Raw genomic sequence first — 23,610 nt, 5'->3', positions numbered from 1 at the left:
GGACCGCAGCGTGGGGTCTTGAGCCCGCACCGGGGGAAGGGGAGGATCGCGGCTGTGACCGTGGACACAGACCTCCTGATCATCGGCGCCGGCCCCACTGGGCTCTTCGCCGCCTACTACGCGGGCTTCCGCGGCCTGCGGACGGCGGTGGTCGACTCGCTGCCCGAGCTCGGCGGCCAGGTCACCGCGATGTACCCCGAGAAGCAGATCCTCGACATTGCCGGTTTCCCCTCGGTCAAGGGCCGCGACCTGGTCGCCGGCCTGGTCGAGCAGGCCAACACCGCCAAGCCCGACTACCTCCTCGAGCGCACCGCGCAGACCCTCGAGCACGACGACGACGGCGTCACCGTCGGGCTCGACGACGGCACCGAGGTGCGTGCCGGGGCGGTGCTGATCACCGCCGGCATCGGCCGGTTCTCCCCGCGCCCGCTGCCGGCAGGTGAGGGCTGGCTGGGGCGGGGTCTGGAGTTCTTCGTCCCGAGCTTCGCGCCGTACGCCGGCCGCGACGTGGTCATCGTCGGCGGCGGCGACAGCGCGTTCGACTGGGCGCTGCACCTCGAGCCGGTTGCCGCGTCGGTGACCCTGGTGCACCGCCGCGACGCCTTCCGCGCCCACGCGCGCACCGTCGAGCAGGTCCGGGAGTCGTCGGTGCGGATCCTCACCAACGCCGAGGTGAGTGCCCTGCGCGGCGAGCGCACGCTCGAGGAGGTTGACGTCGTCATCGGCGGCGAGACCACCACGCATCCGGCCCAGGCCGTGGTCGCCGCGCTCGGCTTCATCGCCGACCTCGGCCCCATCCAGGAGTGGGGCCTGGAGGTGTCCAAGCGGCACGTGGTCGTCGACCCCTCGATGCGCACCAGCCTGCCGCGGGTCTTCGCGGCCGGCGACGTCACCGAATACCCCGGCAAGGTGCGCCTGATCGCCGTCGGGTTCGGTGAGGCCGCGACCGCGGTCAACAACGCTGCCGTGGCGATCGACCCGAGCGCCAAGGTGTTCCCCGGTCACTCGAGTGAAGGAAGCTAGGAGACCCCCCATGCGGATCAAGGTCGACTTCGACCTGTGCGAGTCCAACGGACTCTGCGAGGCGATGGCCCCTGAGGTGTTCGAGCTGGACGACGACGACTTCCTCCAGCTCAAGGTCGAGGAGACCACGCCGGAGAACGTCGATGAGGTCAAGCGCGCCGCGGCGGCCTGCCCGCGCGCGGCGATCACCCTGGAGGGCTGAGCGCGTGGCTGCTCCGCTGGATCCCCGACTGTCCCTCGACGGCCGGGTGGCCGTGGTGACCGGCGCCGGTGCCGGGCTCGGCCGCGCCGAGGCGCTCGCCCTCGCCGACGCCGGCGCCCGGGTGGTGCTCAACGACCTGCCCGGTGCCGCCGACCAGGTCGCCGAGGAGATCCGCTCGCGCGGTGGCCAGGTTCGCGTCGTCGAGGGCGACGTCGCCGAGCGGCGCACCGCCGACGAGATGCTCGCCGCGGCCGTCGACGGCTTCGGCTCCCTCGACGTGGTCGTCAACAACGCCGGCATGACCCGGGACCGGATGTTGTTCAACATGAGCGACGAGGAGTGGGACGCGATCATCCGCGTCCACCTGCGCGGGCACTTCCTGCTCTCGCGCAACGCCGCGTCGTACTGGCGCGGGCTGGCCAAGGAGACCGGCGCGCCGGTCTACGGGCGGGTCGTCAACACCGCCTCGGAGGCGTTCCTCGCGGGGCCGCCCGGCCAGGCGAACTATGCGGCCGCCAAGGCCGGCATCGTCGCGCTGACGATGTCCACCGCACGGTCCCTGGAGCGGATCGGGGTGCGGGCCAACGCGATCTGCCCCCGCGCCCGCACCGCGATGACCGCAGAGGTCTTCGGCGCCGACGAGTCCGGCGCCGAGGTCGACCCGTACTCGCCGGCCCACGTCGCCCCGGTCGTGGCCTACCTCGCCTCGCCTGCGGCCGCGACGATCACCGGGCAGGTCTTCGTCGTGTACGGCGGGATGGTCGCCCTGGTCGCGGCGCCGGTCGTCGAGCAGCGCTTCGACTCGAGCGGGACCGTGTGGGACCTCGCCGAGCTCGACAAGCAGGTCGGCTCGCACTTCGAGGGCCGCGAGCCCGGCCGCGGGTTCGCCGCGGACTCGATCATGGAGCTGGAGCTGTGATGGGGCGGCTGGCCGGCAAGGTCGCGATCGTCACCGGCGCGGCCATGGGCCAGGGCGCCGGCATTGCCCGCGCCTACGTCGAGGAGGGAGCCCGGGTGGTGCTGGCCGACGTCGCGAAGGACGCTGGGCAGGACCTCGCGACGGCGCTGGGGGAGTCCGCGCACTTCGTGCACCACGACGTCAGCGACGCTGCGTCCTGGGCGGGGGTCGTGGAGGAGACCGAGCGCCGCTTCGGACCGGTCTCGGTGCTCGCCAACAACGCGGGGATCCTGCGATTCGGCCAGATCGACTCGATGCCGGTGGCCGACGTGGAGACGCTGTTCCGGGTCAACCAGCTCGGCTGCTTCCTCGGCATGCAGGCGGTGGTGCCGACGATGCGTGCCCAGGGCGGCGGCGCGATCGTGAACGCCTCGTCGGTCGAGGGCCTCGCCGGGATGGCCGGGTGCACGGCGTACGCCGCGACGAAGTGGGCGATCCGTGGCATGACCAAGTGCGCCGCGATGGAGCTCGGGCCGCACGGCATCCGGGTCAACTCGGTGCATCCCGGGATGATCGACACCCCGATGACGCGGGTCCACGGGGGCGACGCCGCGATGGAGTACGGCGCCTCGCGCGTGCCGCTGCGCCGCGTCGGTCTGCCCGGCGACGTCGCCCCGCTCTACGTCTTCCTCGCCAGCGAGGAGAGCGCCTACATCAACGGCGCCGAGATCTCCGTCGACGGCGGCGTCACCGCGACGCACGCCTTCGGCGGCTGAGCCCCACCCCACCCGCACCCCGACAGGAGCCCCCTGCCCGATGGCCAAGCAGCGCACCCAGATCGTCATGACCGACCAGGAGATCGAGGCCTTCCTCAGCGAGCAGCGCAACGCCACGGTCGCCACCGTCGGCCCGCAGGGCGCGGTCCACCTCGTGGCGATGTGGTACGCCCACCTCGACGGCACGATCTACCTGGAGACCAAGGGCAAGTCGCAGAAGGCGCTCAACCTGCGACGCGACGGCCGGATGAGCTTCCTGGTGGAGGCCGGGCAGACCTACGACCAGCTGCGCGGGGTGGCCCTCGAGGGCACCGGCGTGCTCGTCGAGGACGACCCCGAGCTGCTGTGGGACGTGTGCGTCAACGTCTTCGAGCGCTACAACGGGCCCTACTCCGAGGAGCTGCGCCCGTTCGTGGAGACGATGACCCACAACCGGGCCGTCGTACGCCTCGACGTGGACCGGGTGCGCAGCTGGGACCACCGCAAGCTCGGTCTGCCCGCGATGGAGCTCGGTGGTACGACGGCCGCCTCGGTCGGCGCCTGAGCGCCGCCCGGCGATCAGCGCTCGCGCAGCAGCAGGTTGACCGCGACCTCGATGTGACGGGCGGTCTGCTCGGCGGTGTTGCGACCGGTGACCCACGCGACCAGCGCGGAGAGCCACACGTCGCCGAGCACCCGGGCGATCGCGACGTCGTCCTCGGTGAACTCCTCGCGGCCGGGGTGCATCGCCCGGGTCATCATCCGGGTGAGGATCATCCCGACGCCGTGGATCTCCTGGGCGACCGAGGCGTCGGCGAACATGAACGACCGGGTCAGCGCCTCGGTGAGGTGGGAGTCGCCCTGCATGCCGCGGCTGGTCCGCTTCAAGATGTTGATGACGCGCTCGGCCGGGGTGTCGCCGACGGCGGGACGGTCGCGGAGCACCAGCTCGGCACGCTCGAGCTCGCGGCTCAGCGCGGACACCAGCAGGTGGATCTTGGAGGGGAAGTAGCGGTAGAGCGTCCCGAGGGCGACGTCCGCGCGCTCGGCGACCGCCCGCATCTGGACGGCATCGAAACCGCCCTGGGAGGCGAGGTCGATCGTGGCGTCCAGGATCCGCTTGCGCCGCTCGCGCTGGGCGGCGGATCCAAGCTCCTCGACACTCAGCGAGTTGGCGCTGCTCACGGTCTACCCCTTGCTGGGTTGTGGTGGATGTCCGGTGTGGCGTACGTCGCGGGGCCGGGCTCGGGCCGGCTGCGGCGTCCCCTAGGCTACCAATGCGTAGACCATGATAGGAACACGTTCTACTTTGCTGGGCTCGGGGCGCGACTGCGCTGAAGGTCGCGGCGAGTCCCGGTGATCACCTCGAGAAAGGCCACAGTGTGCGGATCGCGATGCTGTCCTACCGCAGCCATCCCCACACCGGCGGGCAGGGCATCTACCTGCGCCACCTGAGCCGGGAGCTGGCCAACCTGGGGCACCAGGTCGAGGTCATCTCCGGCCAGCCCTACCCCGAGCTCGACCACCCCGGCGTCACGCTGACCAAGCTGCCGAGCCTCGACCTCTACCGTCAGCCGGACCCGTTCCGCGTGCCGAAGCGTCGCGAGTTCCGCGACCGCATCGACGTGGAGGAGTTCGCCACGATGTGCATCGCCGGGTTCCCGGAGCCGAAGACCTTCAGCCTGCGCGCCGCGCGGCACCTCGCGGACCGCGTCGAGGACTTCGACATCGTCCACGACAACCAGGTCCTCGGCTACGGCATGCTCGAGATCGAGAAGCTGGGTCTGCCGCTGATCACCACGCTGCACCACCCGATCACCTTCGACCGGCGCATCGACATCGCCCAGACCCGCAACCCCTGGCGCAAGTTCACCCTGTGGCGCTGGTACGGCTTCCTGCGGATGCAGGCCAAGGTGGCCCGGGCCGCCCGCCGGATCATGACGCCCTCGGAGGCCTCCAAGCGCGACATCGCGAAGGACTTCGGCGTCGACCCGGCCCGCATGCAGGTCATCCTGCTCGGCGTCGACGACGGGTTCGTGCCGCCGACGAAGCCGCGGGTGCCCGGCCGGATCCTGGCGATGGCCAGCGCCGACGCCCCGATGAAGGGCATCTCCACGCTGCTCGAGGCGTTCGCCAAGCTGCGTACCGAGCGCGACCTGGAGCTGGTGCTCGTCACCAAGCCGCGTCCGGGCGGTCGCACCGAGAAGCTCATCGACAAGCTCGCCATCACCGACTCGGTCCGCTTCGTGTCGGGTGTCAGCGACGCCGAGCTCGTGGAGCTGATGGGGTCGGCGGAGATCGCCTGCGTCCCCTCGCTCTACGAGGGCTTCTCTCTGCCGACCGCCGAGCTGATGGCGTGCGCGACCCCGCTGGTCGTCTCGCGCGCCGGCGCAATCCCGGAGGTCGTCGGGCCGGACGGCGAGTGCGCCGACCTGGTCACCCCGGGCGACGTCGGTGAGCTCGGTACGGCGATCGCCGCCCTGCTCGACGACCCCGAGCGCCGCGAGCGGATGGGGCGCGCGGGACGCAAGCGCGTCGAGGAGCTGTTCAGCTGGCGGGCGGTGGCCGTGAAGGTCGCTGCCGCCTATGAGGACGTCATCGCCGAGTACCGGCGCGAGCAGGAGGAGCACACCGATGCTGACCGTTGATTTCGACCGGCTCGGGCTGCGCCCCGGCGACCGGGTCCTCGACATGGGCTGTGGCGCCGGCCGCCACGCCTTCGAGATGTACCGCCGCGGCGGCGACGTCATCGCCTTCGACATGGACGCCGACGAGCTGGCCAAGGTGCGCGAGCTGTTCGTCGCGATGAAGGAGGCCGGCGAGGTCCCGGCCGGCGCCGAGGCCGACGTCAAGGAGGGCGACGCCCTGGCGCTGCCGTTCGCCGACGGCGAGTTCGACCGCATCGTCGCCGCCGAGGTGCTCGAGCACATCCCCGCCGACATCCAGGCGATCCAGGAGCTGGTCCGGGTGCTGCGCCCGGGCGGCACGCTGGCGGTGTCGGTGCCGCGATGGTTCCCCGAGGTCGTGAACTGGAAGCTCTCCGACGACTACCACAACGTCGAGGGCGGCCACATCCGCATCTACACCGACAAGGAGCTGACCGACAAGGTCACCAAGGCCGGGTTGGAGTACGAGGGTCGCGACTACGCCCACGGCCTGCACTCGCCTTACTGGTGGATCAAGTGCGCGGTCGGCGTCGAGAACGACGAGCACCCGCTGGCCCGCGCCTACCACAAGCTGCTGGTCTGGGAGATCATGAAGCAGCCCAAGGCGCTGCGGCTCGCGGGCAAGGTGCTGGACCCGCTGATCGGCAAGAGCATGGTGCTGTACTTCCGCAAGCCCGAGGCCGCCGATGCCTGAGGGCCCCGTCTCCCCGGTCGACCTCGCCCGGGTGCCGTGGGTGCAGGGCGTCCTGACCGCCGCCGACGTGGCCGAGACCGCGGCGTCGATCGCGCGGATGCAGGAGCCCTGCGGATCGGTGCCGTGGACGACCGGCGAGCACACCGACATCTGGAACCACGTCGAGGCCGCCATGGCGATGCTCGTCGGCGGCCAGGTCGAGGCCGCCGAGCGGGCCTACGACTGGGTGCCCACCATGCAGCGCGCCGACGGCTCGTGGCCGATGAAGATCGTCGGCGGCGAGGTCGAGGACCCACGCGGCGAGGTCAACATGTCGGCGTACTTCGCGGTGGGGCTGTGGCACCACTGGCTGGTGCGCTCCGACATCGCCTTCGTGCACCGGCACTGGGACTCGGTGCGCGCCGGGCTGGACTGGGTGGTCTCCCAGCAGCTGGCTTTCGGCGGGATCAACTGGACGCCGGAGGAGGAGGGCGCGCTGCTGGCCGGCTCCTCGAGCATCTACCAGTCGCTGCGGGCCGGGGTGGCGCTCGCCGACCTGCTCGGTGACCCGCAGCCGGAGTGGGAGCTCGCCGGCGGCCGGCTCGGGCACGCGCTGCGCGAGCACCGCGACCTGTTCCTGGACAAGGCCAAGCACTCGATGGACTGGTACTACCCCGTCCTCGGCGGCGCCGTGCGCGGCACCCACGGCCTGGCGATGATCGACGCCAAGTGGGAGCACTTCGTGCGTCCCGGGCTCGGCATCCTCTGTGTCGACACCAACCCCTGGGTCACGGGCGCGGAGACCTGCGAGCTGGTGATGGCCCTGGACAACCTGGGCGACCACGCGCGGGCCAAGCAGCTGTTCGCCGACATGCAGCACCTGCGTGCCGAGGACGGCAAGTACTGGACCGGCTGGGTCTACGGCGACGACGTCAACTGGCCGCCGGAGTGGACGACGTACACCGCCGCCGCGGTGGTGCTCGCCGCCGACGCGCTGGGGGAGACCTACGGGCACAGCACGCCCGGCTCGGGGATCATGCGCGGCTCGTCGTTGGCCCCGCACTTCCGCGAGCTGGCGCTGGAGTGCGGCTGCCCCTCGCCGGAGGTCTCAGCCGACGGGGTCTCCGGCCACGCCGGCTGAGCGGCGCAGCACCCGCATCGAGCCGACGGCCTCGACCTCGGTGAACGCACCGCTCGCGAGCGCCCGCAGGAACACGTGGTAAGGCGGCTGCCCGCCGTCCGCGGGGTCCGGGAAGACGTCGTGGATCACCAGCAGGCCGCCGGGCATCAGCCACGGCGCCCAGCCGGAGTAGTCGTTCTGGGCGTGCTCCTCGGCGTGCCCGCCGTCGATGAACAGCAGCGAGAGCGGCGTACGCCAGTGGGCGCTGACGGTGGTGCTGCGCCCGACCACCGCGACGACCTGGTCCTCCAGCCCGGCGTGCGCGAGGGTGCGGCGGAAGACCGGGAGCGTGTCCATCAGGCCGGTCTCGGCCTCGACCAGCGTCGGGTCGTGGTGCTCCCAGCCGGCCTGGTTCTCCTCGGAGCCGCGGTGGTGGTCGACGGTGAACACGACCGCCTGCGGACCGCCCACCTCGCGGGCGGCGGCGCCGAGGTAGATCGCCGACTTCCCGCAGTAGGTCCCGACCTCCAGGACCGGACCGTGCGCGAGACGCTCGCGCGCGGCACGGTGAAGCAGCAGGCCCTCGTCCTCGGGCATGAAGCCCTTGGCTTCGCGGGCGTGGGCGAGCAGGTCGGCGGGCATCGATGTCACGCCGGCAGACTATAGAGTGAGAACACGTTCTACTTTTGGGTGGGCTGCGGTCCGCCCCATGGGAAGGTCGAAGCATGTCGATCGGGATCTCCGAGGACCACGTCGAGCTCGCAGCGTCGCTGCGCAAGTGGGCCTCGTCCCTGGGCGGGTGCGACCTCGCGCGCGCCGCCGAGAGCGACGAGGACGCCGGCTTCGCCGAGGTCTGGGCGGCCGCGCAGGAGATGGGCATCACCACGATCGGGCTGCCCGAGTCCGTCGGGGGTGGCGGCGGAACGGTTCTCGATGTCGCCGTCGCACTCGAGGCCTGCGGGCACGAGCTGCTTCCGGGCGCACTGCTCGGCCCGGCGGTGGCCGCCCTGCTGCTCGCGCCGACCGAGCACGCCGCGACCCTCGCCGACGGCGCGGTCGTCGGTCTCGCGCTCGGCGAGGTCCTGTGGGACGCCCCCCAGGCCACCCACGTGCTGCTGGCGACGCCCGGGGACGCCTGGGTGCTCGCGCCCCGCGACGCGGTCGAGGTGACCCTCGCCGCGCCCGGCATCGACCTGACCCGGCGCTTCGGGACCGTGCGCCTGCTCGACGAGACGCGGGCGACCCCGGTGCCCGAGCTGACCCTCGAGCGGGTCCGGCGCGCCGCGGTGACGCTCGGAGCCGCGGAGGCGGCCGGCCTCGCGCGCTGGTGCCTTGCGACGGCGGTGGACTACGCGAAGGTCCGTGAGCAGTTCGGTCGCAAGATCGGCAGCTTTCAGGCCATCAAGCACCTGTGCGCGGAGATGCTCGAGCACGCCGAGGCGCTCACCAGCGTCGCCTGGGACGTCGCGAACGCCGCGCAGTCCGGCGACGAGGCGCAGTGGACCTACGCCAGCGACGTCGCGGCCACCATCGCCTTCGACGCCGCCCTCGAGGTCGCCAAGTCCTGCATCCAGGTGCTCGGCGGCATCGGCTTCACCTTCGAGCACGACGCACACTTCTACTTCCGCCGCGCCAGCGCGCTGCGTGCCCTGCTCGGCTCCGGCGACGCGGCGGCGGTGCGGCTCGCGTCCCGCGCGGTCGCCGGCGAGCGCCGCGTGGTCGAGGTCGACCTCGACGGCCGCGACGAGCCGCTGCGCCCCGAGGCACGTGCCACCGCCGAGCGGATCGCCGCGCTCGGCGAGCCCGAGCGCCGGGCCGGGCTGGTCGACAGCGGCTACCTCACGCCGCACTGGCCCACGCCGTACGGGCTGGGGGCGGACGCCGTGCAGCAGTTGGTCATCGACCAGGAGCTCACCCGCGCCGGCGTCGAGCGCCCGGACCTGGTGATCGCCGGGTGGGCGGTCCCCACCATCCTCGAGCACGGCACCGACGAGCAGCGGGCCCGGTTCGTGCCGCCGTCCCTGCTCGGCGAGCTGGTGTGGTGCCAGCTCTTCTCCGAGCCGGGTGCCGGCTCCGACCTCGCCTCGCTGCGCACCCGCGCCGTGAAGGTGGACGGCGGCTGGCGGCTCACCGGACAGAAGGTGTGGACCTCGGGCGCCCAGCACGCCGACTGGGGCATCTGCCTGGCGCGCACGGACCCCGACGCCCCGCAGCACCGCGGCATCACCTACTTCCTCGTCGACATGCGGAACTCGCCGGGCATCGAGGTGCGCCCGCTGCGCGAGATGACCGGCGACGCGCTTTTCAACGAGGTGTTCCTCGACGACGTCTTCGTCCCCGACGACTGCGTGGTCGCGCAGCCGGGGGACGGCTGGCGCCTGGCCCGCACCACGCTCGCCAACGAGCGCGTCGCGATGGCCTCCAGCCGACTGGGCAAGAGCACCGAGCGGGCCGTGGAGCTCGCCGCCGGGGGTCTCAGTGAGGCGGAGCTGGTCAAGGTCGGCCGCGCGGTCGCCCTGGCCACGGTCTGCTCGCTGCTCGGCGTCCGCACCGTGATGCGCTCGCTCGCCGGGCAGGGCCCCGGCCCGGAGTCGTCGGTGGCCAAGCTGCTCGGCGTCCGCAGCCGTCAGGAGGGCTCCGAGCTCGTCGTCGCGCTCCAGTCCGACCGGCTGGTGGTCCCCGACGCGCAGCTGCGTGCCGACGTGTGGGAGATGCTCAGCACTCGCTGCCTCTCGATCGCCGGCGGCACCACCCAGATCCTGCGCAACATCGCCGGCGAGCGGATCCTCGGCCTGCCCCGCTGACCCGCGAGTCGGGGCTGATGGTGCCCGGATGGTTGCGTGAGTCGGCGTCAGCGGTGGCGCCGACTCCGCGCCCGGGTCAGGCCGCGGAGTCGGGGCGCGAGCGGCGCCAGCGGTTCCAGTGCCAGTGCAGGTAGCGGTCGATCGCGCGGACGACGTAGGTGCTGCGGATCGAGGGGAACATGTCGAAGGCGTGCTGGGCGCCGGGCAGCTCGGCGTAGGACACCGTGGCCTTGCCGACCTCGCGCAGCCGCTCCACGAACAGCCGTGCCTGCTCGACCGGCACCAGCCCGTCGTGGGTGCCGTGGATGACGAAGAAGTCCGGTGCCTCGGGGGTGATCCGCAGCAGCGGCGAGCCCGCCTCGAAGATCTCCGGCGCCTCGGCGTAGGTACGGCGCACCACCCGGGGCGCCAGGAACCGGTCCCGCATCAGCTCCGCGCGGCGCTGGCCGGTGGAGGCGGCGAAGTCGTAGACGCCGTAGTGGGGGACCGCCACCTGCACGCTGGTGTCGGCGTCCTCGAACCCCGGTTGGTACGCCGGGTCGTTGGGGGTGACCGCTGCCAGCGCGGCGAGGTGCCCGCCCGCGGAGCCGCCGGTGATCGCCACGTAGTCGGGGTCCCCGCCGTACTCGGCGATGTGGTCCTTGACCCAGGCCAGCGCGCGCTTGACGTCGATGATCTGGGCCGGGAACGGGTCGCGCGGGGCGAGGCGGTAGTTGATCGAGACGCACACCCAGCCCTTGGCGGCGAGGTGGTTCATCAGCGGCAGGCCCTGCTCGTCCTTGGAGCCGATCGTCCAGCCGCCGCCGTGGACCTGCACGAGCACCGGCGCCCCGGACAGGTCGCCCTCGGCGGGGCGGTAGACGTCGAGCAGCCCGCGCTTGCCGTGCTCCGGGGCGTAGGCGATGTCGCGCTCGACGCGCACGGTGAGCTCGCGCACCCGGAACGGGTAGACCATCCGGCGCCACGGCACGGCGAGGTCGGCGGGCGACGGCTGCGGGTCGAGCTGGTCGAGGTAGTCCGCGCCGAGCCCGGTCGACAGCGCCGTCTCGGTGTCCTCACGCGCGTGACGCGCCTGCTGGAGCAGCACGCCCAGGCCGACGAGGCTGGCCGCGCCGAGCACCAGCCCGGTCCGGCTGCGGCCCCTGGAACCGCCCCACACGGCGTGGGCGGCGGTGTCGGCGGCGGTCACCGCGAACATGTGCGGCGCCAGCTCCGTGGTCATCCAGCCGGGCACGAAGGAGACGATCCCGCCGCGGTAGCCCGGGAGGGGGCGCAGTGCGTTGGCCACCAGGGCTGCGGTGAGGATCCGGCGGCTCAGGAACGGCATGGCCGACATCCTAGGAGCGGGATGGCTCAGCGCCAGCCCAACGACGGCGCGAGTTCACGCAGCACGGTCTCCAGGACGTGGGCGTTGTAGTCGACGCCGAGCTGGTTGGGGATGGTCAGCAGCAGCGTGTCGGCGGCCGCGACGGCCTCGTCGGCGGCGAGCTCGGCGACCAGCCGGTCGGGTTCCCCGGCGTACGTCTTGCCGAAGCGTGCCCGGCCGCCCTCCAGCATCCCCACCTGGTCCTGGCTGCCGGCCTCGCCGCCGAAGTAGGCGCGGTCGGTGTCGTTGACGATGGGGAAGATGCTGCGGCTGACCGAGACCCGCGGCTCGTGCTCGTGCCCGGCGGCGCGCCAGGCGTCACGGAAGCGCTGGATCTGCTCGGCCTGGAGCTGGTGGAACGGTACGCCGGTGTCCTCGGTGAGCAGCGTCGAGCTCATCAGGTGCATGCCCTGCTGCCCGGCCCACTCCGCCGTCGCGCGGGAGCCGGCGCCCCACCAGATCCGCTCGCGCAGGCCGGGTGAGTACGGCTCGAGGCGCAGCAGCCCCGGCGGGTTGGGAAACATGGGACGCGGGTTGGGCTCGGCGAACCCCTTGCCGGTGAGCACCTCGAGCAGCACCTCGGTGTGCTCGCGAGCCATGTCGGCGTCGGTGCGGCCCTCGCTGGGCTGGAAACCGAAGTAGCGGTAGCCGTCGACGACCTGCTCGGGTGATCCCCGGCTGATGCCGAGCTGGAGCCGCGAGCCGGCGATCAGGTCGGCGGCGCCGGCGTCCTCGGCCATGTGCAGCGGGCTCTCGTAGCGCATGTCGATCACGCCGGTGCCGATCTCGATGCGGCTGGTCCGCGCGCCGATCGCCGCGAGCAGCGGGAACGGCGAGGCCAGCTGGCGGGCGAAGTGGTGCACCCGGAAGTAGGCGCCGTCGGCGCCCAGCTCCTCCGCGGCGACCGCGAGGTCGATGGACTGGTGCAGGACGTCCGCCGCGGTGCGCGCATGGGACTGCGGCGAGGGGGTCCAGTGGCCGAAGGACAGGAAGCCGATCTTCTTCACGCCGGGTCAACCTCTCGCGGGTCCCGCGTCTTCCCGCGGTGGCGGTCCGGGTTGCGCCGAAAGACACCGACCCCGGGCGTACCGGCTCAGGCGCTCCGCTCGCCGGCGTCGGCGTCGGCGTCGGTGGAGGGCGAGGCGGAGGTGGAGGACGAAGCGGAGGCGGCGATGTCCTCGGCGGCCAGGTAGCCGAAGGTCAGCGCGGGGCCGATGGTCGCGCCGGGGCCGGCGTAGGTGCGGCCCATGACGGCGGCGGAGGTGTTGCCGGCGGCGTACAGCCCGGGGATGACGCTGCCGTCGGTGCGCAGCACCCGGGCCCGCTCGTCGGTCACCAGCCCGCCCTTGGTGCCCAGGTCGCCGGGGACGATCTTGACCGCGTGGAAGGGGCCCTGGTCGATGGTGTGCAGCGACGGGTTCGGCTTCACCGTCGGGTCGGAGTAGTAGCGGTCGTAGGCGCTCTCGCCGCGGTGGAAGTCGGCGTCGACTCCACTGCGCGCGAAGCCGTTGAACCGCTCGACGGTGGCGCGCAGCGCCTCGGCCGGTACGTCGATCTCCGCGGCCAGTCCCTCGATCGTGTCCGCGCGCCTGACCACGCCGTGCTTGTACCAGCGTCCGGGGAATGGCTGGCGCGGGCCGAGCCCGGCGAACAGGTAGCGGTTGCGGTAGCGCTGGTCGATGACCAGCCAGCTCGGCACGTGGGTCACCCCGGTCGCCTCGCCGCGATAGATCTCGTGGGTCGCCTCGACGTACGGCAGCGCCTCGTTCATGAACCGCTGCCCGGCGCCGTTGACGATGATCGAGCCGGGCAGGTTGCGCTCGGCGAGGCAGAACCACGGTCGGTTCGGCAGCGGGATCGTCGGCCCCCACCAGGCGTCGTCCATCAGGTCCACCGCGGCGCCCGCCTCGAGGCCCGCCAGGATGCCGCCGCCGGTGTTGTTCTGCGACCCGGTCGTCCACTCCACCGACGTGGGCCGCGGCTGGTAGCGCTCCCGCATCTCGAGGTTGCGCTCGAACCCGCCGCTGCCCAGCACCACGCCGCGCCGCGCCCGCACCTCGTGGGTGTCGCCGTCGCGCTCGACTCGTACGCCGACCACCCGGCCGTCCTCGACCAGCAGGCTCCTCAGCGTGGTCTCGTAGTGCACCGGTACGCCGGCGTCCAGCAGGCCCTTGCGCAGGCCGATCGCGATCGCGTTGCCCATCGCATACATCCGCTGCCCGCGCAGGCCGCTGAGCAGCCGCTTGAGCGCGACCTTGATCCCCGTGATCGGACCGCGGATCGTCCGCATGCCCAGGCTGAGCTTCCGGAAGTCGGCCTGGGTGACGACCATGTTCGCCGGTGCCTTGGTGTACTGCGGGTGCAGCCGCTCGAGCTCCTCGCCCAGGAACCGCGCGTCCAGCGGGACCGGCTCGCAGCTGCGCCCGGCCGCGCGCCCGCCGGGCTGCTCGGGCAGGTAGTCGGAGTACTGCGGCACCCAGCGGAAGCGCAGCGGCGTGTGGTCGCGGATGAACTCCAGCACCTCGGGGCCGCGGTCGATGTAGGTGTCGCGACGCACCTTCGAGACCACGTCGCCGACGATCGCGTCGAGGTACTGCTTCGCGAGGGCCGGGTCGTCGGCCTGCCCGGCGGCCGCGAGCGCGTAGTTGCCGGGGATCCACACCCCGCCGCCGCTGCGGGCGGTGGAGCCGCCGAACCACGGGCTCTTCTCGACGACGACGGTGTCCAGGCCGCGGGCGGCGGCCGCGAGGGCGGCGCTCATGCCGGCGCCACCGGCACCGACGACGACGACGTCCACCTCGACGGGTAGCGGGGCGCTCATGGGCCGAAACTGTAACAGGTTCTATTCGGGTGCAGCGATGTCCGCGACGTGGCACCCTCGCGCCATGAGCTCCCTCGTCTCGAACCTGTGCATCGACGCTGCCGACCCCTACGCCCAGACCATGTGGTGGGCGCAGGTGCTCGAGGACTTCACCGTCCAGCCCGACGACGACCAGGGCCCCGGTGACGACGAGTGCGGCCTGCGCGGTCCGGACGGTCGCTGGTTGCTCTTCCTCCAGGTGCCAGAGGCCAAGCAGGTCAAGAACCGCATGCACATGTGCCTGCGTCCCGCCGACCGCAGTCGCGACGAGGAGGTCGAGCGGGTGCTCGGTCTCGGCGCCACGCTGGTCGCGGACCTGCGCGAGGGCGACCGGGGCTGGGCCGTGCTGGCCGACCCTGAGGGCAATGAGTTCTGCGTGCTCGCCCGCACCGCCTCCCACTAGGGGAAACGAGCGTTCCTCGCGCGAAACGAGAACGTGTTCTAGTATTCCTGTCGTCCACCACGACAGGAGAACGCCATGTCCCAGGCAGTGCTCGACGCGGTCCGTGACCTGCTCCCGACCTTCCGGGAGCGGGCCGACGAGACCGAGCGGCTTCGCGTCGTACCGGAGGCCTCCGTCAAGGAGCTGGCGGACACCGGCTTCTTCCGGCTGCTCCAGCCGAGGCGCTTCGACGGCTTCGAGGCCGACCCGGTGACCTTCTACGCCGCGGTGCGCGACATCGCCTCGGCGTGCGGGTCGACGGGGTGGGTCTCCAGCGTCGTGGGTGTTCACCCGTGGCAGGTCGCGCTGTTCACCGACGAGGCCCAGCAGGCGGTCTGGGGCTCCGACACCTCCACCCGGCTCAGCAGCTCCTACGCGCCCACCGGCAAGGCCACCCGGGTCGACGGCGGGTACCGGCTCTCGGGTCGGTGGAGCTTCTCCTCGGGCTGCGACCACTGCTCCTGGGTGCTGCTCGGGGCTCTCGTGTTCGACGGCGAGGGCAACGTCGTGGACTTCAAGACCTTCCTGGTGCCCCGTGAGAGCTACGCGATCCACGACGTCTGGCACACCGTCGGCCTGCGCGGCACCGGCTCCAACGACATCGCCGTGGACGACGTGTTCGTGCCCGAGGCGTTCACCCTGTCGATGGGCGAGACCGGACGCTGCCACGGGCCGGGCCAGGAGCAGAACACCGCCGACCTCTACAAGCTCCCCTTCCACTCGGTCTTCACCTCCACGATCACCACTCCGATCGTCGGCATGGCGCGCGGCGCCTACGACGAGCACGTTGCGATGCAGAAGAAGCGCGTGCGCGCGTCGTACGTCGGGGAGAAGGCGTCCCTCGACCCGTTCGCTGCGGTCCGCGTGGCCCGGGCCTCCTCCGACATCGACGCCACCTGGGCGCTGCTGATGGGCAACCTGCGCGAGGAGATGGCGCTGGTCGCCCGGGGCGAGACGATCCCGCTCGGCCTGCGGCTGCGGGTGCGCCGCGACCAGGTGATCGGCACCCAGCGCTGCATCGACGCCATCGACACGCTCTTCGAGGCCTCCGGCGGCCGGGCGCTGGCCGAGGGGAGCTACCTCCAGCGTGCCTGGCGCGACGCGCACGCCGGCCGGGTGCACGCCGCGAACGACCCCGAGCGGGCGCTGCAGATGTACGGCGCGCACGAGTTCGGCCACCAGGTCGACCCGGGGATGTACTGAGATGGGCGCCCCCACGGCGTACGAGCAGGAGGCCGTGCGCCGCTCGGCGAAGGCCGGGGGACTCACCCTCAACTACTACGAGGCCGGCCCGGACGGCCCCGACGCGGGCAGTCCGGTCGGCGGCGGACTGCCGCTGGTGATGCTGCACGGCGGCGGCCCGGGCGCCTCGGCCTGGTCCAACTTCGGCCGGGCGCTGCCCCACTTCGCCGCGTCGTTCCGCACCCTGCTCGTGGACCAGCCCGGCTTCGGTGGCTCCGACAAGCCGGCGGTCGAGGGCAACTACTACCGCTTCGCCGCCGACCACGTCGTGAGCCTGCTCGACGAGCTGGGCATCGACCGGGTGCACCTGCTCGGCAACAGCCTCGGCGGCGGTACCGCGATGCGTCTGGCGCTCAGCCACCCCGACCGGGTCGGGCGGCTGGTGCTGATGGGCCCCGGCGGCCTCTCGCTCAACCTCTTCCACGCCGACCCCACCGAGGGCGTCCAGCGGCTGATGGAGTTCGGCGCCGAGCCGACCCGCGAGGCGCTGCGCGCGTTCATCTCCACCATGGTCGTGGACCAGTCGCTGGTCACCGACGAGCTCGTGGAGGAGCGCTTCGCCGACGCGACCGCCCCCGGTGCGCGGGAGGCGATGCGCTCGATGGGCATGTCCTTCTTCAACCCCGAGACCGCCGAGGACGGCATGCTGTGGCGCGAGGCGCACCGGCTGCGCGCCCCCACGCTGCTGACCTGGGGCCGCGAGGACCGGGTCAACCCGCTCGACGGCGCGATGGTCGCCCTCAAGTTGATCCCCCAGGCCCGCCTGCACGTCTTCGGCAACTGTGGGCACTGGGCCCAGATCGAGGCTGCCGAGGAGTTCGCCGAGGTCGCCACGGCGTTCCTCGCCCGCCACGTCGAGCGCACCCCGCCGCCCACGCCCTGACCCGCCGTACCGCCCACCGAAAGCAGGATCCATGATCGACATCAAGTCCATGGGCTACGTACGCGTCGCCTCCACCGACCTCGCCCAGTGGTCGCAGTTCGCCGGCAAGGTGCTCGGCCTGGCCGAGGGCCGCGGCCCGAACCCCGACCACCAGTACTGGCGCATCGACGAGGTCTCGGCCCGGCTGGTCGTGTTCCCCGCTGACGTCGACCAGCTCGCCGCCACCGGCTGGGAGCTGGCCGACCACGCCGCGCTCCAGGCGGCCCGCGAGCACCTGGAGAAGGCCGGCGTCGCGGTCGAGGAGGGCACGCGCGCGGAGCTCGACGAGCGCCGGGTCCAGGAGCTGATCCGCTTCAGCGACCCGTGGGACAACGTCTTCGAGCTCTTCCACGGCATCACCTACGAGGCCCACCCGCTCGTGACGCCGTACGCCGCCCGCTTCGTGACCGGCAGCCAGGGCATGGGCCACATCGTGGTCCCGGTCGGCGACGACGTCGAGGCGCTGCGCTTCTACCGCGACGTGCTCGGGTTCCGGCTGCGCGACTCCATGTCGATGCCCGGCGAGTTCGTGGGCAAGGAGCCCGGGTCGAAGGTCTGGCTGCGCTTCCTCGGGGTGAACCCGCGCCACCACTCGCTCGCGTTCCTGCCGATGCCGAACCCGGCGCGCTGCGTGCACATCATGCTCGAGGTCGACTCCCTCGACCACGTGGGCCGTGCCCTCGAGCGGGTGCTGAAGCACGGCGCGCCGCTGTCGGCGACCTTGGGGCGGCACATGAACGACGAGATGGTCTCCTTCTACGTACGCTCCCCGGGCGGGTTCGACGTCGAGTTCGGCTGCGAGGGCCTCCAGGTCGACGACGGCTCCTGGGTCGCGCGCGAGTCGACGGCGGTCTCCTACTGGGGCCACGACTTCGGCGGCGGGCGCTAGTGGGGGACCGCGCCGACGCAGGGTCGAGGGCTAGGGTCGAGGAGATGAGCTCGCGACCCACCGACGGAGACGAACCGGAGATCCTCGCCGGCATCCGTGCCGACGCCCGTCAGGCGTGGCCCAGCCAGGAGCTGATCAGCTCGTGGCTCGGTGACGCCGAGCCGGACTTCGAGCTCAAGCCGGGCGAGGCGGTCCCGGTCCCCGACGACGCTGAGGCGCTTGCGCAGGCGCGCCGCTTCCGCGACGTGCTCGGCCGCTTCGCCTCCGGGGTGACGGTCGTGACCGCGGTGAGCGGTGGCGAGCCGGTCGGGATGACCTGCCAGTCGTTCTCGAGCGTGTCGTTGGACCCGCCGCTGGTGCTGTTCGTGCCCGCCAAGACCTCCCGCGCCTGGCCGCTGATCCGGCGCGCGGGGAGGTTCTGCGTCAACGTCCTGGCCGCGGACCAGGCAGAGCTGTCCAACCGGATGGCCAGCCGGGGCACCGACAAGTTCAGCGGGGTCGCCTGGAAGCCGTCGGCGCACACCGGGTCGCCCGTGCTCGATGGTGCCCTCGCCCATCTCGACTGCACGGTCCACGCCGTGCACGAGGCGGGGGACCACTTCGTGGTGATCGGGCGGGTGCAGGACCTCCGGGCCGCCGATGCCGAGGAGCCGCTGCTGTTCTACCGCGGCGGCTACCGCACGACCGACTGAGCGGGGCTCAGCGCAGGACGAGCCAGACGCCGAGCACGCCGGGCAGCACCCCGAGGATCAGCCACGGGCTCGCCGGCGAGCGGCGGTGGATCGCCAGGCCCGAGGCCATGCCGAGGACCCCGAAGACGCCGGCGATCACGCAGAGCCCGATCTGCGAGGCTCGCTTGTCGTCGTCGATGTAGGTCGCGAACAGCACGAGCGCGGCGGCCATGTGCCAGATCGTGGTGACGGCCAGGACGGAGAGCACCCACTTCTGGACACCCTCGATGCCCATGCCCGGGCCCGACCTCCGCACCGGCTGCGGACGCGGGTTCGACATGTCCATCAGGTGACGCGCCCTGCGGGGCTGAGTCTCGTTCACGTCTTTGAAACTACTCGCCCTCGCGCGGCCGGACTCAACCGGGTGGGGGGTTCTCAGATCCGCTCGATGATCGTGGCGGTGGCCATCGCGCCGCCCGCGCACATCGAGATCAGCGCGGTCGAGGCGTCGCGGCGCTCGAGCTCGTGCAGCGCGGTGGTGATCAGGCGCGTGCCGGTCGACCCGACCGGGTGGCCGAGGGCGATGGCGCCGCCGTTGACGTTGACCTTGTCCATGTCGACGCCGTGCACCTTGGCCCACGACAGCACGACGGAGGCGAAGGCCTCGTTGACCTCGAACAGGTCGAAGTCGCCGATCGACATGCCGGTGCGGGCGAGGATCGAGCGGGTCGCCTCGATCGGGCCGTCGAGGTGGAAGTAGGGGTCCGAACCGACCAGGGTGTGGCGCACGATCCGGGCCCGGGGGGTGAGGCCGAGATCGCGGGCGCGCTGCTCGTCCATGATCAGCACCGCCGAGGCGCCGTCGGAGATCTGCGAGGAGGTGCCGGCGGTGTGCAGGCCCTCGGGCAGCACGGTGCGCAGGCCGGCGAGGCCCTCGAGGGTGGTGTCCCGCAGGCCCTGGTCGGTCGAGACCAGCCGGGTCTCGCCGGTCGGCTTGCCGTCCTCGTCGAGCACCGGGGCGTCGTACGGCGCGATCTCGCGGGTGAAGCGCCCCTCGTCGACCGCGACGCGGGCCTTGCGCTGGGACTCCAGACCGAACGCGTCCAGGTCCTCTCGGCTGATCTGGTGGTGACGGGCGATCCGGTCGGCGCCCTCGAACTGGTTGGGCATGTCGATCGACCAGTCGTCCGGGCGCGGGTCGCCCAGCCCGGGCGGGACGTTGCCGCCGAGCGGCACGCGGGACATCAGCTCCACGCCGCAGGCGATGCCCGCGTCGATCGAGCCGGCGGCCACCATGTCGTTGATCAGGTGCGCTGCCTGCTGGCCGGACCCGCACTGCGCGTCGAGCGCGGTGCCGGCGGTGCGCTGGGCCAGGCCGGCGTGCAGCCAGGCGCGACGGACCATGTCGTTGGACTGCTCGCCCGCCTGGGTGACGCAGCCGCCGATCACCTGGTCGATGACATCGGAGTCGACGCCCGCGCGCCGCAGCACCTCGGTCTGTGCGAAGCCCAGGAGCGTGGCGGGGTGCACGCCGGCGAGCCAGCCCTTGCGCTTGCCGAGGGGAGTGCGGACTGCTTCGACGATGACGGGAGTGCCCATGCCCGGCAACGTAGAACGGGTTCTGGGGAACGGCAAGGCGTCGTCCTGCTCAGCGGGGGACCGTAACCCCTGTTGCTCCGTACCGTTGGTATGTAACCTGCACCACTAGAACGTGTTGCACCACCCCTGCGAAAGGCATCCGACGTGAGCACCTCGCTCGAGATCCCCGTGAACTTCGACCCGACCGACCCCGACGTGATGCGCGAGCGGGTTCCCCACGACGAGCTGCTCGCGCTGCGGCGTACCGCTCCGGTCTCGTGGGTCGCGCAGTCGGAGGCCGGCCTCGGGGGCTTCCAGCACACCGAGGGGTTCTGGGCGCTGAGCAAGCACGCCGACGTCGCCGCCGTGTCCAAGGACCAGGCGAACTTCTCCACCCGTGAGAACGGCGTGATCATCCGGTTCAACCCCGAGATGACGCGCGAGGAGGTCGAGCAGACCGGCTTCCTGCTGATCAACCACGACGCGCCCGACCACACCAAGCTGCGCCAGATCGTCTCGCGCGCGTTCACCCCGCGCGCGATCAACGCGCTGGCCGACGACCTCAAGGTCCGGGCCGCCAAGATCGTAGAGGACGCGGTGGCCAAGGGCTCGGGCAACTTCGTCGAGGACGTCGCGGCCGAGCTCCCGCTCCAGGCGATCGCCGACCTGCTCGGGGTGCCGCAGGAGGACCGCGGCAAGCTCTTCGAGTGGTCCAACCAGATGATGGCCTACGACGACCCTGACGTCCCGGGTGACCAGATGACCGCCTTCATGGAGATCCTGGCCTACTCGATGGCGCTGGCCGATGAGCGCCGCCAGCGCCCGCAGGACGACATCATCACCAAGCTCGTCACCGCCGACGTGGACGGCCAGGGACTCGGCGACGACGAGTTCGGCTTCTTCATGATCCTGCTCGCGGTCGCCGGCAACGAGACCACCCGCAACGCCACCACCTGGGGCATGCACGCCTTCCTCAACAACCCCGCGCAGTGGGAGCTCTACAAGCGCGAGCGACCGCGCACCGCCGTCGATGAGATCATCCGCTGGGCCACCCCGGTGACGGTCTTCCAGCGCACCGCGATCAACGACATCCGCATCGGCGACGCGGAGATCAAGAAGGGCGACCGGGTCGGGCTGCTCTACGCCAGCGCCAACTTCGACGAGGACGTCTTCACCGACCCCTTCACCTTCGACATCACCCGCGACCCCAACCCGCACCAGGCTTTCGGCGGACACGGGGCGCACTACTGCATCGGCGCCAACCTGGCCCGTCTCCAGGTCGACCTGATCTTCAACGCCCTCGCCGACCTCGCCCCCGACATCCGTCAGGTCGGCGAGCCGGACCGGCTGCGCAGCGGCTGGCTCAATGGGGTCAAGGACTACCAGGTCACCTACCGGTGACCTGAGCATCGCGCCTCCGGGCGCCTCGCAGAGGAAGACCCAGTGCCATGAGCGCCGTCCTGTCTGAGGGGTTCGACCCCACCGATCCGTCCGTCCTCGAGCGGGGGGTCCCGCACGAGGAGTTCCGGCTCCTCAGGCAGGAGGCGCCGGTCGCCTGGATCGAGCAGGTGCCCGGCGCGTACGACGGGATGTCGGAGGAGTCCGGAACCGGCTACTGGGCGATCACCCGGCACGCCGACGTGTCGGCGATCTCGAAGAACAGCAAGGACTGGTCGAACGCCGAGAACGGCGCGATCGTGCGCAACACCGCAGGGATGCAGCGCGAGCAGGTCGAGCTGCAGCGGGTGATCATGATCAACCAGGACCCGCCGGAGCACACGACGACGCGGCAGATCATCTCGCGCGCCTTCACCCCGCGCTCGATCGGGGAGCTCGAGGAGGTGATGACCCGGCGGGCGCACGACATCGTGGCGGCCGCGCGCGCCACCGGCGACGGCAACTTCGTCGACCAGGTCGCTGCCGAGCTGCCGCTCCAGGCGATCGCCGACCTGATCGGGGTCCCGCAGGAGGACCGGCGCAAGCTCTTCGACTGGTCCAACCAGATGCTCGCCGGCGACGACCCGGAGTACGCCGGGAACTCCGAGGTCGCGGCGGCGGAGATCCTCGGCTACGCGATGCTCCTGGCGGCCGACCGCACGGCGCACCCGCGCGAGGACCTGATCACGCGGATGATCAACGCGCACAAGGGCGAGCGCGGCCTCAACGACGACGAGTTCGGCTTCTTCGTCATCCTGCTCGCGGTCGCCGGCAACGAGACCACCCGCAACGCGATCGCCCACGGGATGGCCGCGTTCCTCGACCACCCGGAGCAGTGGCGGCTGTGGTGCGAGGAGCGGCCCGCGACGATGGTCGACGAGGTGATCCGCTGGGCCACGCCGGTCACGGTCTTCCAGCGCACCGCCCGTTCCGACCAGACGGTCGGCGGCGTGCCGATCGCGGCCGGCCAGCGCGCCGCGCTCTTCTACGCCAGCGCCAACTTCGACGAGGACGTCTTCACCGACCCCTACCGCTTCGACATCACCCGCGAGGTCAACCCGCACCTCGCCTTCGGCGGGCACGGGGCGCACTACTGCCTGGGCGCCAACCTCGCGCGCCAGGAGATCCGGTTGGTCTTCGAGGCGCTCGCCGACCAGGTCCCCGACATCACCCGCGCCGGCCCCGAGCGCCGGCTGCGGCACGCCTGGGTCAACGGCCTCAAGGACCTGCCGGTCCGCTACGCGTGATGGCGGGCGGTCAGTCCCGGGCGGTGAGGACCAGCGGGCCGTCGCCGGTGATCGCGATCGTGTGCTCGGAGTGGGCGCCGCGCGAGCCGTCCGCCGAGCGCAGCGTCCAGCCGTCGGGGTCGGTGAAGATCTCGTCGGTGGTGTGCAGGAACCACGGCTCGATGGCGATCACCAGCCCGGCCTGGAGCTTGAGCCCGCGACCGGCGCGCCCGTCGTTGGGCACGTGCGGGTCGCCGTGCATGGTGCGACCGACGCCGTGGCCGCCGAACTGGGTGTTGATCGAGTAGCCGTCGCCCCGGGCGACCGCGGCGATCGCGGCGGAGATGTCACCGAGGCGGTTGCCGACCCGCGCCGCGTCGATGCCGGCGGCGAGCGCGCGCTGGGTGGTGTCGATCAGGCGCAGGTCCTCCTCGCGCGGCGTACCGACGACCAGGCTGAGCGCGGAGTCGGAGACCCAGCCGTCGACGGCGGCGGCGAAGTCGACGGAGAGCAGGTCGCCGTCGCGCAGCGCGTAGTCGTGGGGGAGGCCGTGCAGGACCGCGTCGTTGACCGAGGTGCACAGCACCTTGCCGAACGGCGAGGCGCCGAAGGAGGGGTGGTAGTCGAGGTAGCAGGACTCCGCGCCGCGCTCCTTGATCATCTCGTGCGCGACCCGGTCGAGCTCGAGGAGGTTCACGCCCACGTCGGCGACCTCGGCGAGGCGGGTGAGGACGTCGGCGACGAAGCGGCCGGCCGGCTTCATCTGCTCGATCTGGGCGGGGGTGCGGAGCTCGATCACCCTCCGAGCCTAGGTCCCGGGGCCGCGGCGCGCACAA

General features: G+C 71.9%; 24 protein-coding genes. 16 read left to right on the top strand and 8 right to left on the bottom strand.

The features are described from left to right. Positions 1-54 precede the first annotated feature (54 nt). The 5 genes from HBO46_RS10485 to HBO46_RS10465 are packed head-to-tail and all read left to right on the top strand — an operon-like array spanning position 55 to position 3,443. Positions 55-1,023: an NAD(P)/FAD-dependent oxidoreductase gene (locus HBO46_RS10485; protein WP_224768988.1), complete on the top strand. Its 969-nt coding sequence runs from the start codon at positions 55-57 to the stop codon at positions 1,021-1,023. Between the two features lie 10 nt (positions 1,024-1,033). Next, on the top strand, positions 1,034-1,225 hold the full coding sequence (locus HBO46_RS10480; RefSeq protein ID WP_166137991.1) for a ferredoxin: 192 nt from the start codon (positions 1,034-1,036) through the stop codon (positions 1,223-1,225). 4 nt (positions 1,226-1,229) lie between these two features. Further along, positions 1,230-2,144: a 3-oxoacyl-ACP reductase gene (locus tag HBO46_RS10475; RefSeq protein ID WP_224768987.1), complete on the top strand. Its 915-nt coding sequence runs from the start codon at positions 1,230-1,232 to the stop codon at positions 2,142-2,144. Next, complete coding sequence (locus tag HBO46_RS10470) at positions 2,144-2,899, top strand: SDR family NAD(P)-dependent oxidoreductase (protein ID WP_166137995.1); 756 nt, start codon at positions 2,144-2,146, stop codon at positions 2,897-2,899. The genes HBO46_RS10475 and HBO46_RS10470 overlap by 1 nt, the downstream gene beginning before the upstream one ends. Positions 2,900-2,939: 40 nt before the next feature. Next, entirely contained in the window at positions 2,940-3,443 is a 504-nt protein-coding gene (locus HBO46_RS10465; protein ID WP_166137998.1) for a pyridoxamine 5'-phosphate oxidase family protein, read from the top strand. 14 nt (positions 3,444-3,457) lie between these two features. Here the strand turns inward: HBO46_RS10465 and HBO46_RS10460 are convergent, their stop codons facing one another. Further along, on the bottom strand, positions 3,458-4,063 hold the full coding sequence (locus tag HBO46_RS10460; RefSeq protein ID WP_166138001.1) for a TetR family transcriptional regulator: 606 nt from the start codon (positions 4,061-4,063) through the stop codon (positions 3,458-3,460). 197 nt (positions 4,064-4,260) lie between these two features. Between HBO46_RS10460 and HBO46_RS10455 the strand changes: the two genes are divergently transcribed. Genes HBO46_RS10455 through HBO46_RS10445 form a run of 3 tightly spaced genes read left to right on the top strand, consistent with a single transcriptional unit; the run spans position 4,261 to position 7,358 of the window. Further along, positions 4,261-5,526 (top strand): glycosyltransferase family 4 protein, encoded by a 1,266-nt coding sequence (locus tag HBO46_RS10455; protein ID WP_166138004.1) that lies wholly within the window; start codon positions 4,261-4,263, stop codon positions 5,524-5,526. Next, entirely contained in the window at positions 5,513-6,238 is a 726-nt protein-coding gene (locus tag HBO46_RS10450) for a class I SAM-dependent methyltransferase (protein ID WP_166138007.1), read from the top strand. The genes HBO46_RS10455 and HBO46_RS10450 overlap by 14 nt, the downstream gene beginning before the upstream one ends. Beyond that, positions 6,231-7,358 (top strand): prenyltransferase, encoded by a 1,128-nt coding sequence (locus HBO46_RS10445; protein ID WP_166138010.1) that lies wholly within the window; start codon positions 6,231-6,233, stop codon positions 7,356-7,358. The genes HBO46_RS10450 and HBO46_RS10445 overlap by 8 nt, the downstream gene beginning before the upstream one ends. On the opposite strand, the gene HBO46_RS10440 is transcribed toward HBO46_RS10445, so the two are convergent. Continuing rightward, positions 7,326-7,979, bottom strand: coding sequence for a class I SAM-dependent methyltransferase (locus HBO46_RS10440; RefSeq protein ID WP_166138900.1), 654 nt, complete (start codon positions 7,977-7,979; stop codon positions 7,326-7,328). The two genes, HBO46_RS10445 and HBO46_RS10440, sit on opposite strands and share 33 nt — an antisense overlap. A gap of 83 nt (positions 7,980-8,062) precedes the next feature. On the opposite strand from HBO46_RS10440, the gene HBO46_RS10435 reads away from it, so the two are divergent. Further along, the gene (locus HBO46_RS10435; RefSeq protein ID WP_166138013.1) at positions 8,063-10,141 is read left to right on the top strand and encodes an acyl-CoA dehydrogenase; all 2,079 of its coding nucleotides are present in this window, start codon (positions 8,063-8,065) and stop codon (positions 10,139-10,141) included. A gap of 76 nt (positions 10,142-10,217) precedes the next feature. On the opposite strand, the gene HBO46_RS10430 is transcribed toward HBO46_RS10435, so the two are convergent. The 3 genes from HBO46_RS10430 to kstD all read right to left on the bottom strand — a co-directional run bounded on the left by HBO46_RS10430 (position 10,218) and on the right by kstD (position 14,328). Further along, positions 10,218-11,468 (bottom strand): alpha/beta hydrolase, encoded by a 1,251-nt coding sequence (locus HBO46_RS10430; RefSeq protein WP_166138016.1) that lies wholly within the window; start codon positions 11,466-11,468, stop codon positions 10,218-10,220. A gap of 26 nt (positions 11,469-11,494) precedes the next feature. Next, on the bottom strand, positions 11,495-12,514 hold the full coding sequence (locus tag HBO46_RS10425) for an LLM class flavin-dependent oxidoreductase (protein ID WP_166138019.1): 1,020 nt from the start codon (positions 12,512-12,514) through the stop codon (positions 11,495-11,497). 86 nt (positions 12,515-12,600) lie between these two features. Further along, the gene (kstD, locus tag HBO46_RS10420) at positions 12,601-14,328 is read right to left on the bottom strand and encodes a 3-oxosteroid 1-dehydrogenase (RefSeq protein ID WP_166138022.1); all 1,728 of its coding nucleotides are present in this window, start codon (positions 14,326-14,328) and stop codon (positions 12,601-12,603) included. 64 nt (positions 14,329-14,392) lie between these two features. Between kstD and HBO46_RS10415 the strand changes: the two genes are divergently transcribed. The 5 genes from HBO46_RS10415 to hsaB all read left to right on the top strand — a co-directional run bounded on the left by HBO46_RS10415 (position 14,393) and on the right by hsaB (position 18,554). Next, positions 14,393-14,770, top strand: a complete 378-nt coding sequence (locus HBO46_RS10415) for a VOC family protein (RefSeq protein ID WP_166138025.1) — start codon at positions 14,393-14,395, stop codon at positions 14,768-14,770. Between the two features lie 75 nt (positions 14,771-14,845). Then, complete coding sequence (gene hsaA / locus HBO46_RS10410) at positions 14,846-16,012, top strand: 3-hydroxy-9,10-secoandrosta-1,3,5(10)-triene-9,17-dione monooxygenase oxygenase subunit (RefSeq protein ID WP_166138028.1); 1,167 nt, start codon at positions 14,846-14,848, stop codon at positions 16,010-16,012. 1 nt (position 16,013) lies between these two features. After that, positions 16,014-16,934, top strand: coding sequence for a 4,5:9,10-diseco-3-hydroxy-5,9,17-trioxoandrosta-1(10),2-diene-4-oate hydrolase (hsaD, locus tag HBO46_RS10405; RefSeq protein WP_166138031.1), 921 nt, complete (start codon positions 16,014-16,016; stop codon positions 16,932-16,934). A gap of 31 nt (positions 16,935-16,965) precedes the next feature. Then, a complete protein-coding gene (hsaC, locus tag HBO46_RS10400) occupies positions 16,966-17,862 on the top strand; it encodes an iron-dependent extradiol dioxygenase HsaC (RefSeq protein ID WP_207950075.1) in 897 nt (298 codons plus the stop codon). 44 nt (positions 17,863-17,906) lie between these two features. Then, entirely contained in the window at positions 17,907-18,554 is a 648-nt protein-coding gene (gene hsaB / locus HBO46_RS10395; protein WP_166138034.1) for a 3-hydroxy-9,10-secoandrosta-1,3,5(10)-triene-9,17-dione monooxygenase reductase subunit, read from the top strand. Between the two features lie 7 nt (positions 18,555-18,561). On the opposite strand, the gene HBO46_RS10390 is transcribed toward hsaB, so the two are convergent. Next, complete coding sequence (locus HBO46_RS10390) at positions 18,562-18,915, bottom strand: hypothetical protein (protein WP_166138037.1); 354 nt, start codon at positions 18,913-18,915, stop codon at positions 18,562-18,564. 53 nt (positions 18,916-18,968) lie between these two features. After that, the gene (locus tag HBO46_RS10385) at positions 18,969-20,132 is read right to left on the bottom strand and encodes a steroid 3-ketoacyl-CoA thiolase (protein WP_166138040.1); all 1,164 of its coding nucleotides are present in this window, start codon (positions 20,130-20,132) and stop codon (positions 18,969-18,971) included. Positions 20,133-20,276: 144 nt separating this feature from the next. Here HBO46_RS10385 and HBO46_RS10380 point away from each other — a divergent pair, with 144 nt between their 5' ends. Together HBO46_RS10380 and HBO46_RS10375 are read left to right on the top strand one after the other, a co-directional pair. Further along, a complete protein-coding gene (locus tag HBO46_RS10380; protein ID WP_166138043.1) occupies positions 20,277-21,512 on the top strand; it encodes a cytochrome P450 in 1,236 nt (411 codons plus the stop codon). Positions 21,513-21,559: 47 nt separating this feature from the next. Next, on the top strand, positions 21,560-22,795 hold the full coding sequence (locus tag HBO46_RS10375; RefSeq protein ID WP_166138046.1) for a cytochrome P450: 1,236 nt from the start codon (positions 21,560-21,562) through the stop codon (positions 22,793-22,795). A 10-nt stretch (positions 22,796-22,805) separates the two neighbouring features. Here the strand turns inward: HBO46_RS10375 and map are convergent, their stop codons facing one another. Then, positions 22,806-23,573 carry a type I methionyl aminopeptidase gene (gene map / locus HBO46_RS10370; protein ID WP_166138049.1) on the bottom strand — a complete coding sequence of 256 codons (768 nt, stop codon included), beginning with the start codon at positions 23,571-23,573 and terminating at the stop codon, positions 22,806-22,808. Positions 23,574-23,610 lie beyond the last annotated feature (37 nt).

It is taken from the genome of Nocardioides ochotonae (assembly GCF_011420305.2).
GTDB lineage: Bacteria > Actinomycetota > Actinomycetes > Propionibacteriales > Nocardioidaceae > Nocardioides > Nocardioides ochotonae.
This window is presented reverse-complemented; position numbering and strand designations above follow the sequence as displayed.